At 47.5% G+C, this 12,483-nt stretch carries 11 protein-coding genes; 3 read left to right on the top strand and 8 right to left on the bottom strand.

All coding sequences use genetic code 11. From position 1 onward, the window contains the following. Positions 1 to 4: 4 nt before the first annotated feature. Genes B4F66_RS01965 through pilG form a run of 3 tightly spaced genes read right to left on the bottom strand, consistent with a single transcriptional unit; the run spans position 5 to position 1,335 of the window. Entirely contained in the window at positions 5 to 553 is a 549-nt protein-coding gene (locus B4F66_RS01965) for a chemotaxis protein CheW (protein ID WP_292358208.1), read from the bottom strand. Next, complete coding sequence (gene pilH / locus B4F66_RS01970; RefSeq protein ID WP_292358206.1) at positions 550 to 921, bottom strand: twitching motility response regulator PilH; 372 nt, start codon at positions 919 to 921, stop codon at positions 550 to 552. The genes B4F66_RS01965 and pilH overlap by 4 nt, the downstream gene beginning before the upstream one ends. 6 nt (positions 922 to 927) lie before the next feature. After that, entirely contained in the window at positions 928 to 1,335 is a 408-nt protein-coding gene (gene pilG / locus B4F66_RS01975; protein ID WP_292358204.1) for a twitching motility response regulator PilG, read from the bottom strand. 278 nt (positions 1,336 to 1,613) lie between these two features. Here pilG and gshA point away from each other — a divergent pair, with 278 nt between their 5' ends. Next, on the top strand, positions 1,614 to 2,888 hold the full coding sequence (gene gshA, locus B4F66_RS01980; protein ID WP_292358202.1) for a glutamate--cysteine ligase: 1,275 nt from the start codon (positions 1,614 to 1,616) through the stop codon (positions 2,886 to 2,888). 25 nt (positions 2,889 to 2,913) lie between these two features. On the opposite strand, the gene B4F66_RS01985 is transcribed toward gshA, so the two are convergent. The 3 genes from B4F66_RS01985 to B4F66_RS01995 all read right to left on the bottom strand — a co-directional run bounded on the left by B4F66_RS01985 (position 2,914) and on the right by B4F66_RS01995 (position 6,409). After that, positions 2,914 to 4,056 (bottom strand): FIST signal transduction protein, encoded by a 1,143-nt coding sequence (locus tag B4F66_RS01985; RefSeq protein WP_292358201.1) that lies wholly within the window; start codon positions 4,054 to 4,056, stop codon positions 2,914 to 2,916. A 207-nt stretch (positions 4,057 to 4,263) separates the two neighbouring features. Continuing rightward, the gene (gene gatB / locus B4F66_RS01990; protein ID WP_292358199.1) at positions 4,264 to 5,706 is read right to left on the bottom strand and encodes an Asp-tRNA(Asn)/Glu-tRNA(Gln) amidotransferase subunit GatB; all 1,443 of its coding nucleotides are present in this window, start codon (positions 5,704 to 5,706) and stop codon (positions 4,264 to 4,266) included. Positions 5,707 to 5,752: 46 nt separating this feature from the next. Beyond that, positions 5,753 to 6,409, bottom strand: coding sequence for a histidinol-phosphatase (locus B4F66_RS01995; RefSeq protein WP_292358197.1), 657 nt, complete (start codon positions 6,407 to 6,409; stop codon positions 5,753 to 5,755). A gap of 148 nt (positions 6,410 to 6,557) precedes the next feature. On the opposite strand from B4F66_RS01995, the gene B4F66_RS02000 reads away from it, so the two are divergent. Then, positions 6,558 to 7,061 carry an RNA pyrophosphohydrolase gene (locus B4F66_RS02000; protein WP_292358195.1) on the top strand — a complete coding sequence of 168 codons (504 nt, stop codon included), beginning with the start codon at positions 6,558 to 6,560 and terminating at the stop codon, positions 7,059 to 7,061. An 8-nt stretch (positions 7,062 to 7,069) separates the two neighbouring features. On the opposite strand, the gene argA is transcribed toward B4F66_RS02000, so the two are convergent. Next, positions 7,070 to 8,365 carry an amino-acid N-acetyltransferase gene (argA, locus tag B4F66_RS02005; RefSeq protein WP_292358193.1) on the bottom strand — a complete coding sequence of 432 codons (1,296 nt, stop codon included), beginning with the start codon at positions 8,363 to 8,365 and terminating at the stop codon, positions 7,070 to 7,072. 122 nt (positions 8,366 to 8,487) lie between these two features. Here argA and ilvD point away from each other — a divergent pair, with 122 nt between their 5' ends. After that, positions 8,488 to 10,341, top strand: coding sequence for a dihydroxy-acid dehydratase (gene ilvD / locus B4F66_RS02010; protein WP_292358191.1), 1,854 nt, complete (start codon positions 8,488 to 8,490; stop codon positions 10,339 to 10,341). 306 nt (positions 10,342 to 10,647) lie between these two features. On the opposite strand, the gene B4F66_RS02015 is transcribed toward ilvD, so the two are convergent. Continuing rightward, positions 10,648 to 12,432 (bottom strand): ABC transporter ATP-binding protein, encoded by a 1,785-nt coding sequence (locus tag B4F66_RS02015; RefSeq protein WP_292358189.1) that lies wholly within the window; start codon positions 12,430 to 12,432, stop codon positions 10,648 to 10,650. Positions 12,433 to 12,483 lie beyond the last annotated feature (51 nt).

The raw sequence follows: 12,483 nt of genomic DNA on the forward strand, positions 1-12,483 counted from the left end.
ATCGTTAAGCGGCTGCATTCAAAAATTTTGGGTCTTCAGCCAGTTTAAGCAGGCTGAATACGTGCCAATAGGTTTCTTGCTGGTAAAGTCGACCCTGCAGATACGGTTTAAGATGTAAGTGCTGTCTTGCATCTGCCGGTTCAGGTTGGCGTTGGAAATGTTTTAGACCGAAAACCTCATCCACTATCAATCCAGTGAAAAACTCAGGGTGGTTCAAAACAATAACGCGTTTGCGTTTATCCGGTGGGCTAGAGCTACCATGCAAAAACAGGTTCAAATCGATTAGCGGTAAAAGATCGCCACGCAGGCTGGTTATGCCAACGACCCAGGGCTGTGATTTAGGAACAGGGGTAATCTGTAGTGGTAGCGGGAAAACTTCTCGGGACTGGCTGAGGGGAATAAGCAGATGTAAATTTTCCAGACGGAAGCCGATGGCTGTCCAGGCGCCCTCCATATTATCCTGCTGCGATAAGCCCGCCATACGCTGTTGACTGCGTCGCTCAATATCCTTAAGGGTGGCAATGATATCTGCCGGGTTGTCCATCGTGGTCATGCTGAGATTTCCACTAATTCGTTAATCTGTACTATCAGGTCATTCTCGGCGACGGGTTTGCCAAGATAGCCCCGGGCGCCTTGTCGCATGCCCCACATACGATCAGTTTCCTGATGTTTGGAGGACACAATAACAATTGGAATATGCGATGTGGCGGCGTCTTTCGTTAATCTGCGAGTCGCCTGGAAACCATTTAAACCGGGCATAACCACATCCATCAAAATTAATTGAGGCATTTGAGATTGCGCCATTGCAACTGCCTGCTCACCATCTGTGGCCACAATCACTTCATGACCATTTTTTTCCAACATTTTCTGTAACACATACACTTCAGTTGGCGAGTCATCGGCTATTAAGATTAAAGCCATATAAACCTAAGCGTCCTTGTTTTTGTCGAACAAATGCGTCCGTATCGCATCCAGTAAATCATCGCGGGTAAAAGGTTTTGTCAGATACTGTTCTGCGCCAACAACCCGCCCCTTTGCGCGGTCAAACAATCCATCCTTGCTGGATAGCATTACCACCGGAATATCGCGGTATTTAGGATTGTTTTTCACTAAGGCACAGGTTTGATAGCCATCCAGACGCGGCATCATGATATCGATAAAGATGATATCGGGATGCTGCCCACTGATTATAGGCAACGCCTCAAAACCATTGTCCGCGGTAAGAACCTCACAACCTGCTTTCTGCAGCAGGGATTCGGCACTGCGGCGAATCGTTTTGCTGTCATCGATGACCATCACCTTAAGGCCTGAAAATTCTGATAAAGTCTCACTCACGGTCATTTGTACCTACAGCCTGAAACATTCGATTAAAATCAGCCTTGAAGATAACCCATTTTTGATCGTCAGGCTAGTGACTACTTTCGATGTTAAGGTCTGTTATTCCCTCATTTATAAACGCATGGCAGAGTATGTATGACTTGAAATATCCGATCTGTGTCCCATATCACAGTAACTAGGCTCTGTTAATCTTTCATTGACACCACTGTCGGCGATGAGAGATAAACAGACTCTAACCCCGTCATCCTCATTTTTATTGATTCAGAGAGTTCATCATGACATCAGCCGTACCGCACCTTACTACTGCCCTGAACGGGCCTTTACTGGAACTGGAAGCGCATTTACTGGAGCGGCAGGCCGATGTCGAGTGCTGGTTGCGAGAGCAATGGCTAAAAACGCCGGCGCCTTTTTATGCTTCGGTAGATTTGCGAAACTCTGGTTTTAAACTGGCGCCCGTTGATACCAATTTATTTCCTGCAGGCTTTAATAACCTGAATCCTTCTTTTATGCCGCTATGTGTGCAGGCTGCACAGGCAGCTGTTGAAAGACTTTGTCCCAAAGCCCGGCGGGTATTGATTATTGCGGAAAACCACACACGAAATCTTTTTTATCTTGAAAGTGTAGAAACCTTAAGGGATATTTTCGAAAAAGCCGGTCTGGAAGCACGTATTGCCAGTTTGCGCGATGATATTAAGGAACCGATAACGGTTGAGCTTCCTTCGGGCAAAATCTGTGAAATTTCACCATTAGAGCGTCAGGGTAATCGAGTTGCCATTGGCGATTTCTCTCCCTGTCTGGTGTTAATGAATAATGATATGTCAGGCGGGCAACCAGCGATTCTGGAAAATCTGGAACAGGAGCTGGCACCACCATTGAAAGCCGGCTGGTCAACCCGTAAAAAGTCAGATCATTTTACCCACTATGCGATGGTGGCCCATGCATTTGCTGAACAGATTGGCATTGATCCATGGCTGGTTTCACCACTGAGTCTGCAATGTGGTGAAGTCAATTTCATGGAACGTAATGGCATGGAATGTCTGGCACGTAACGTCAATACACTGCTAACCGCTATACAGAACAAATACGATCAATACGGCATAGACCGAGAGCCGTTTGTGGTTCTTAAGGCCGATTCAGGTACCTATGGAATGGGCATTATGATGGTGAAAAGTGCAGACGAATTATTGAACCTGAACCGTAAACAGCGTACCAAGATGTCCTCAGCCAAAGAGGGGCTGGTGGTGGATAACGTGTTGATTCAGGAAGGAGTCTATACTTTCGAAACGCTGGGAGAGGATGAAGCGGTTGCTGAGCCGGTAATTTATATGATGGATCACTTTGTTATCGGCGGATTTTATCGTGTGCACACCGGGCGAGGCGTGGATGAGAACCTCAATGCTCCAGGTATGCATTTCGAACCGTTGGCGTTTGCCCAATCCTGTATTACACCGGATAAATTTGATAAACCTGATGCAGAACCTAATCGCTTTTATGCTTACGGTGTGATTGCCCGGCTGGCCCTGCTCGCCGCTGCAAGAGAACTGGCATAGGCGTTATGCCAATGCCAGTTTAGTCTCAGGAGTTATGTTCGCTTAAATAGGCGATAGTCATAGTCTGGTTATGCAACAGGCTGTGACTATCATCTTCTCCGGAGCAGATTTCGCCATTAGAGTAAAAACCGGTAATGCCAGTTTGCATCCCCAGCAGACGCTGCACCGCATAGACTTCATCTGAAACCTGATCTTCCATCACCAGTTTGCGTCCAACACAACTGACACAGATGGCTAATGCCTTATCGTTAATATCCACTTTCTTCAATAAAATCTGTCTCGCGGCCTCACTGGCACCAGCAACCAGTTGATCGTGATCAGATTTGAGAAAACGGACGGTTGAGCCTTCAGCAATGTTGCCGGCAAAAGTCATGCTGTTGTCTTTTTCGTTAATCGACAGCAATGTTCGAATCACATTGACGTTTTTATCATCCATGATGGCAAACGGAAAATTCAGACCCGAAGAGGGCAATTCGCTGGCGTAGTAGCCGATATACATTTTGTAAAGTGGCAAGGCGGGTTTATTGTCCATTTCATAAACCACATTTTTGATGGCTTTGGTAATGCGTCGAGGTGGCCCATAAGGTTTCCAGCCTCCCAGTGCACCACTGGTTACAATGGCATCTTTACCGTATATGCCGACGGCAATCACAATGCGATCCTTGATTTGATCATTATTCAGTAACAGGGTCTTGGTAAATTTTGCATCGTCGCCAGCCAGTCCGCCGGTAATAGGGGTATTAGGGAGTACTTCCTGCAGACCTTCCACCAGTTCCGAGCCGTTTACGTTCAGACCGTCACTGAGGACAAACACGCCTTTCAAATCTGGCGCGACTAATTCGTTAGCTATCTGCGCACCTAATGCATGTGATTGCTCCATGCTGTTCACCGGTTTACAGATAAAGCGTAGCTCGCTTTTCTGCCATTGCATGGCTGTGATGTGCACGCTGTCATCGAACACGCCGTCACCGGTAATTTCACCGGAGGTGGTGCAGCCGATAATCTGGGCTTTGGGATAGCGTTTCTGTAATTGACTGGCGAAGTTACGTTCGCTAAAACGGTTAACCGAGCCGAAGACCAGGACCCAGTTTGCATCACTCAACGACGATGTTGAGGAGAGTTTGTTCAAACCGGTTTTGGTAGGTAAATGTTCCTGTACAAACTTCATTTTAGTAGGCCCAACATCCTGAATTTTAAATGAATCATTAGCATCCTTGTTATGCGTGTTCAAAAAACATCAGCCGATACTACATCAGATTGTCGAATACTGGGAGTAGCTTAATCCAAAATGTGAACTGATTTGCACAAATCTGGCACATAAAAAAGCCCTGAGCACCTATCCTGCGTCAGGGCTTTCGAGTTCATTGTAAAAAGCTTAACCAGCCAATTTTTGTTTGAGGATCTCGTTGACCTGAGCGGGATTGGCTTTGCCTTTTGAGGCTTTCATCACCTGTCCTACAAAAAAGCCGAATAACTGCTCTTTACCGTCACGATATTGCTGTAACTGTTCCGGATTAGCAGCAATCACTTCATCAATCATCGCTTCGATGGCACCAATATCGGTGACCTGCTTCAGACCTTTGGATTCGATGACCGCATCGGCGTCAGCGCCTTCCCCATTCCAGATGGCTTCAAATACTTGTTTGGCAATTTTGCCAGAGATGGTGTTGTCCTGAATACGTAATAAAACGCTGCCAAGCTGTTCAGCAGATACTGGAGATTCGGTGACTTCCAGACCAGCTTTATTCAGCGCGCCGGACAGAGTACCGGTTACCCAGTTGGCGCATTGTTTAGGATCTTTATTTCCTGTCGCCGCCAGCACCGCTTCAAAATAATCGGCCAGTTCACGACTGCTGGTCAGCACGCTGGCGTCATATTTGGATAAGCCCATTTCACTGATCAGACGATCACGTTTTTCATTTGGCAATTCGGGCAACGTAGCACGGACCTGTTCCAGCAGTCCTTCATCAAGTACCACAGGTAATAAGTCCGGATCTGGGAAGTAACGGTAGTCGTTAGCTTCTTCTTTGCTGCGCATGGAGCGGGTTTCATTTTTATCGGCGTCATACAGACGGGTTTCCTGAACGACTGTACCACCAGATTCGATCACATCAATCTGCCGCTCAATTTCGATATTGATAGCGCGCTCAACATTGCGGAATGAATTAATGTTTTTCAGTTCAGCGCGGGTGCCGAATTTTTCCTGACCTTTGGGGCGAATGGATACGTTGGCATCACAACGGAAAGAACCTTCCTGCATATTGCCGTCACAGATTTCCAGATAACGCACCAGAGAATGAATTTTTCTCATATAGGCCACAGCTTCTTTAGCGCTGCGCATATCCGGCTCGGAAACAATTTCCAGTAATGGTGTACCAGCACGATTCAAATCGATACCGGTCTGATCATGAAAATCCTCGTGCAGGGACTTACCGGCATCTTCTTCAAGGTGGGCGCGGGTAATGCCGACAATTTTCTCGCTGCCGTCTTCCATTTCAATGCTGATTTGACCTTTGCCAACGATTGGCAATTCAAACTGGCTGATTTGGTAGCCTTTAGGTAAATCAGGATAAAAATAGTTTTTGCGGGCAAAAACTGAGCGGTCAGCAATTTCAGCATCAACGGCAAGGCCGAATTTAACGGCCATGCGCACTGCTTCTTTGTTTAATACCGGCAATACACCCGGTAAACCCAGATCAACGGCACACGCCTGAGTGTTTGGCGCCGCGCCGTAAGCAGTCGCTGCTCCGGAGAAAATTTTTGATTTGGTTGCAAGCTGGGCGTGGATCTCTAACCCGATAACAACTTCCCATTCCATAATTGACGGCCTGAATTTAAGTGATTAAAACCCCGAATTGTAGCAATTATTCACGCAGACTGAGGATTTTCCAGTCACGTTGTCGCGCAACTTCGGCCAGTTTGTCGTCAGGATCCACGGCGATTGGTGTATCGACCTGCTCCAGCAACGGCAGATCATTATGCGAATCGCTATAAAAATAACTTCCTGCAAGATCCTGCTGATGTTCATCCAACCAATGTTGCAGACGTTCTACCTTACCGTGCTGGAATGACGGTACGCCGAAAACTTTTCCGGTATAGCGTCCATCCAGCATTTCAGGATCAGTCGCAATCAGATTGTCGATTTTCAATAGTTCTGCAATAGGTGTCGTTAAAAAACTATTGGTTGCGGTGATGATTAACAACGTATCGCCTTGCTGGCGGTGTTGTTCAATCAACTCAAGGCCTTTTGGCAGAATAATCGGCAGGATTTTCTGTTGCAGATAATCTGCACGCCATGCCAACAGATCTTTCATGCTGTTTTTAGCCAGAGGCTCAAACACAAATTGCAGGAAAGCATTTATATCGAGTTGCCCCGACTGATAGTCGTTATAAAAGGCCAGATTGGTGTCGTGATAACTCTGCGGATCCACTATGGCATTTTCCGCCAAATAGCGCCCCCACAAATAATCACTGTCACCGCCGAGTAAGGTATTGTCTAAATCAAATATTGCTAAAGCCATTGTAACTGGTCATGTCCCGATAAAATGAGCGCCTATTGTAAGACAAAATGCGTTGCATCCTCATGTCTCATTCACTAATCTAAACCTATTAAATAAATTATTGTGCCGGCGGCCATTGCTTACCGTTGCCCCGGTGAGAGATTGAACCGTGATAGACAAAGATGGCTTCAGAGCCAATGTGGGGATAATCCTCTGCAATGATCTCAACCAGGTGTTGTGGGCGCAACGTGCTCAGCATGACTCATGGCAGTTTCCCCAGGGCGGCATAAAAATCAACGAGACACCGGAACAGGCTGCTTTCCGTGAACTTACGGAAGAGATTGGTCTGGGCCGTGAGCATGTTGAGTTGATTGCAACCACGCGGGGCTGGCTGCGTTATCGGCTACCGAAGCGTTATCTGCGCTACGGTAACAAGCCTTTATGTATCGGACAGAAGCAACGCTGGTTTCTGATGCGCTTTACCGGTGATGAAACCGATGTGCGGCTGGATCTGCATGAAAAACCAGAGTTTGATGACTGGCGCTGGGTAGATTACTGGACTCCGGTTGAGGAAATTGTGTTTTTTAAACGCCGAGTATATGAAAAAGCCCTGCATGAATTCGCGCCGCTGTTATTTCCAGAGTATCGCAAACGCGCCGGCAACCGCGATTGATCATCTGGCTAAACCAGTTGTTTACGAAAGACACTGGAATTCCGCTGATAGTTATACAGAGCCTGTTTTTGCATCGGTAAATCACTGATTGCAGACGGCTGAAAGCCATGCTCGATAAACCAGTGTGCTGTTTGTGTGGTGAGTACATACAACGTGTCCCAGCCGGCGGCTTTGGCTTGTTTTTCCAGAATATTTAATAACTGTTTGCCGCGACCCTGATGGCGGTAATCAGATGATATTGCCATACAGGCCAGTTCAGCCGCATTGTTTTCCGGGTAGGGGTATAACGCCGCACAGGCAACGACAGTGCCGTCGCGCTCCATCACGGTGAAATGATCAATTTCCCGTTCCAGCAATTCCCGTGAGCGTTTGACTAATACACCGCTTTGTTCAAGCGGTTGCATAAGCTCCAGAATACCGCCAACGTCATCAATATTTGCCTGACGGGTTGTTTCAAAAGACGTCGCACTGATCAATGTGCCAACCCCGTCCCGGCTGAACAATTCCTGCAACAAAGCCCCATCAACAGAACGATCCAGTAAATGGACCCTGCTGACACCAGCTTTACAGGCGGTAACGGCAGCATTAAGCGAGGGATGCTCATAATCCCTGGCTTGTTGGATGGTTATTTCGCGCGGTAAATTTTCATTACTCTGACCAATAAAAATAAGTTTGTCAGCCTGTAACCGGGTAGCCACTGCGGTTGCGATTGATTCCGCTGATAAGTTAAAGATCTCACCGGTTAATGAATATCCCAAAGGCGGCAGCAATACCAGATTGCCACTGGTCAATTGCTGTTGAATACCTTCGGCATCAATTCTTCTGACTTCACCGGTATGTCCCAGATCAATCCCATCAATAATGCCAGCAGGTCTTGCGGTAACCAGATTTCCACTGACACAGCGAATCCGTGAATCAGCCATTGGGGTATGTGGCAGACCAAAAGAAAGTTTTGATTCAATGGCAATACGCAAGTCACCCACTACGGCCCGGGCAATTTGCAAGCTGGCATCATCAGTAATTCTTAAGCCTTGATGATATTTCACTGCTACACCAAGCTTTTCACATTTCGCTTCAATTTGTGGGCGGGCACCGAATACCAAAACCAGTCGGATATCCAGACTATTGAGAATGGCCAGATCATGAATCAGATGATCAAAATTATCGGCTGCGACCGTTTCGCCATCAAAAGCGATAACAAAAGTCGCGCCACTGTGGGCATGAATATAGGGCGCAGCCGCTCTGAACCACGAGGTTGTGGTCGCGAAATGGGCGTCAGCAGGTTGTTGTGATGATGAATTCATAGTGTCTTTTTATCGTAGTCTCACCACGCTTGCCAAGTTGCGTGTAAAATCTCGTGGTTAAACTGATGTAGTTCCGCTGTGGCAGAGCGTCCGTCAGTCTCAATTTCAGTTGGAGAGTATTAATGCCTGAATATCGTTCAAAAACTTCTACTGCTGGCCGTAATATGGCGGGCGCCCGTGCTTTATGGCGAGCTACGGGCATGAAGGATGATGATTTCAGCAAGCCTATTATAGCGATTGCGAACTCATTCACACAGTTTGTTCCGGGTCATGTGCATCTGAAAGATCTGGGGCAGTTAGTCGCGCGTGAAATCGAACGGGTCGGCGGTGTTGCGAAAGAATTCAACACCATTGCGGTCGATGACGGTATCGCCATGGGGCATAGTGGCATGCTTTACAGTCTGCCCTCGCGTGAAATAATCGCCGACTCTGTTGAATATATGGTTAACGCGCATTGTGCTGATGCGCTGGTGTGTATCTCCAACTGCGACAAGATTACTCCCGGCATGCTGATGGCAGCATTACGCTTGAACATTCCGGTAGTGTTTGTTTCCGGTGGCCCGATGGAAGCCGGTAAAACCAAATTGGCCGGGCAGGATGTCAAGCTTGATCTGGTCGATGCCATGGTGCAGGCGGCAGATGACAATGTCAGTGATGAAGATGTTGCTCAGGTAGAACGCAGTGCATGTCCAACCTGTGGTTCGTGCTCGGGTATGTTTACAGCCAACTCAATGAACTGTCTGACAGAAGCGCTTGGTTTGTCCTTGCCGGGAAACGGTTCCTTACTGGCGACACATGCGGATCGCCGCGAACTGTTTCTGGAAGCAGGTCGTCGTATCGTCGATCTGGCAAAACGTTATTACGAAAATGATGAAGAAGATGTCTTACCCCGGGCGATTGCCAGCAAAGCGGCATTCGAAAATGCGATTGCTTTAGATATCGCGATGGGCGGATCAACCAACACCGTTCTACATTTACTGGCTGCTGCGCATGAGGGTGAAGTGGATTTCACCATGGCGGATATCGATCGGATGTCCCGCAAGATCCCGAATCTTTGCAAGGTAGCCCCGGCTACCAATAAATATCATATGGAAGACGTGCATCGTGCTGGTGGTGTTATTGGCATTTTGTCTGAACTGGCTGCTGGTGGATTGTTACATACCGAAGTACCAACAGTGCATAGCAAAACGATGGCCGAAGGGCTGGCTTTGTGGGATGTGGCACGCAGTGATCACCAGCCTGCGCAATTACGTTATCTGGCCGGTCCTGCCGGTATACCAACGCAGACCGCATTTAGTCAGGACTGCCGCTGGCCTTCTCTGGATCTGGATCGTGAAGAGGGCTGTATACGCGATGTTGAGCATGCCTACAGCAAAGACGGTGGCTTAGCAGTGTTGTTTGGCAATCTGGCCGAAGAGGGATGTATCGTCAAAACTGCTGGTGTGGATGAGTCGATACTGAAATTCTCTGGTCCGGCGCGTATTTTTGAATCGCAGGATCATGCAGTGACCGCCATTCTGACTGAACAGGTTCAGGCTGGTGATGTTGTGCTGATTCGCTATGAAGGGCCGAAAGGCGGACCGGGTATGCAGGAAATGCTTTACCCGACCAGCTATCTCAAATCCAAAGGACTTGGCAAACTCTGTGCATTGCTGACCGATGGCCGATTCTCCGGTGGTACCTCCGGTTTATCTATTGGCCATGCTTCTCCAGAAGCGGCAGAAGGTGGCAATATTGGTCTGGTCGAAGAGGGTGATATGATTCACATTGATATCCCTAATCGCAGCATCAATGTTTACTTAACCGATGCCCAGCTGGCGGAAAGACGTATCGCGATGGAACAACGTGGTGAGATGGCATGGAAACCGGTTAACCGCGAACGTAAAGTCAGCCTTGCATTGCAGGCCTATGCCGCTTTGACGACTTCTGCTGCCAAAGGCGCAGTACGTGATGTGGATCAGCTGAAACGCCGCTGAGGATTTAAGATATTAACCACAGAGACACAGAGGGCACAGAGGTTTAAAAAATATATCCGCAGATTACGCAGATTAATTAGCCGTTTTTCTTAATGTTTATTATGTCTTTCAGAGATAAGACAACTGACAAGCAAATCCTTAAAGGGCCGGTTAGAAATAATATTTATGTATCAGCAAGCTAATAGCTTGCTGATACATATTAAGAATCGGCGAAAATCTGCGTAATCTGCGGATAAAATAACCACATACTCCCGAAAGCTTTCTTTGTGCCCTCTGTGCCTCTGTGGTTATTTTGTGGTTTTGATATCAAATCTGCTGGGCATAGAGTTTCTGATAAATGCCGTGTTCCTGAATCAGGCTGTCGTGATCGCCATCGGCAATGATTTCACCACCATCAAACACCACAATACGATCGGCTTGCCGAACAGCACTTAAGCGATGAGCAATGATGATGGTGGTGCGGTTTTTCAGATAATCCGCCAAGGCGATATGCAGATGATGCTCGGTATTGCTGTCCAGCGCTGAAGTAGCCTCATCGAGCACCACCACACTGGGATTCATTAATGCCATTCTGGCGACGGCAAGGCGTTGGCGTTGGCCGCCGGAGAGCTTAACACCGGAACGGCCAACCAGTGTATCCAGTCCTTTTGGCATGGCCTGAATGACATCCTCAATCTGCGCGGTTTTTATCGCCTGCCAGATTGCTGTATCGGGATAATCACGTCCCAGTGTAATGTTTTCCCGCACCGAGTCATTAAACAATGCAGGATGTTGTAATACGGTTGCGACATGCTCGCGCACCCCTTCCAGCCCTATCTCGCTGACCGGCACATCATTGAAATACACCATGCCTTTATCGGCCGGATACAAGCCTAATAACACATTGACCAGCGTGGATTTACCGGCACCACTGGCGCCCACCAGAGCCACTTTTTCACCGGCTTTGATTTCCAGCGAAACACCGCTGAGTACCGGATTATTTTCGTCATAACTGAAATGCAGATTTTCAATGCGGATACTGCTGGCCTGGCCTTCGATAAACGGATTGGTTTTGGCCGGATAAACAACTTCCTGTTTTAACGAAAACAATTTGTTTAGACGAGAAACCGCGGCACCCGCAGCATAAAAGGCATATTGAATATTCAACACTTCTTGTACCGGTCCCATCATGAACCAGAGATAGCCAAATACGGCAAACATCTGACCGATACTCAAATCGGAAAACACCACCATCCACATGCTTACCGCGCGAAAGATATCAAACCCAAACAGGAATATGACAAAAGAAATACGATTGGCGGCATCGCTTTTCCAAGCATAGTCAGTGGCATGGGTGCGGACTCCGCGAGCCCGATCGATAACTCGCAGAAAATAATGTTTTTCTCGGTTGGCGGCACGGATCTGCTGAATGGCATCAAGTGTTTCAGTCAGGCTCTGCTGAAAAACCTCCACCGCCGTATTTTCATTTTTTTTCAGATTTTTGACGTGTTTCCCCACACGCATGGTGAAATAAATCACCAGGGGATTCATAAACAGAATCAATAAAGCCAGTTGCCAGTGCAGAAACAGCAGGATCACGGCGGTGCCGATAATACTCAGCACTGCAACGATAAACCGGCTTATGGTATTGCCAATAAAATTATCAATCACCTCAATATCGGTGACAAAATGCGAGGATATTCCACCACTGCCACGGGTTTCATATTCACTGATGGCGATTTTTTCCAGCCGTTTGATCAGTTGACGGCGAATTCGAAAGGTAATGCGTTTGGCAATGATGGTGAAATAGCGTGACTGCAATACATTTAAAACCAATGAGGCCAAACGTAATACCAGCGTAAGAATTAACATGGCGCTGATAAAAAGAATTGGACCGTGCAAGTGCTCGGGCGTAAACGAAGAGATAAACGCCACGGCAGTACCGGGTTGGTCCAGTAAGACTTCATCCACCATGATCGGTAACAATAAGGGCACAGGAACTGCACAGAGAGTGGCAAACAGCGCGATCAGGTTGGCTTTAATCAGATGCTTTTTATAACTCAACGCCTGTTTGAGTATGCCTTTAAGCTGATAGCTGGTTTCTGTGCTCATGGATGTTAGTCAATTCAGTTAGGGTCTATAGGCAGCAATTTAACGGTGACT

It is taken from the genome of Methylophaga sp. UBA3603, from assembly GCF_002375335.1.
GTDB lineage: Bacteria > Pseudomonadota > Gammaproteobacteria > Nitrosococcales > Methylophagaceae > Methylophaga.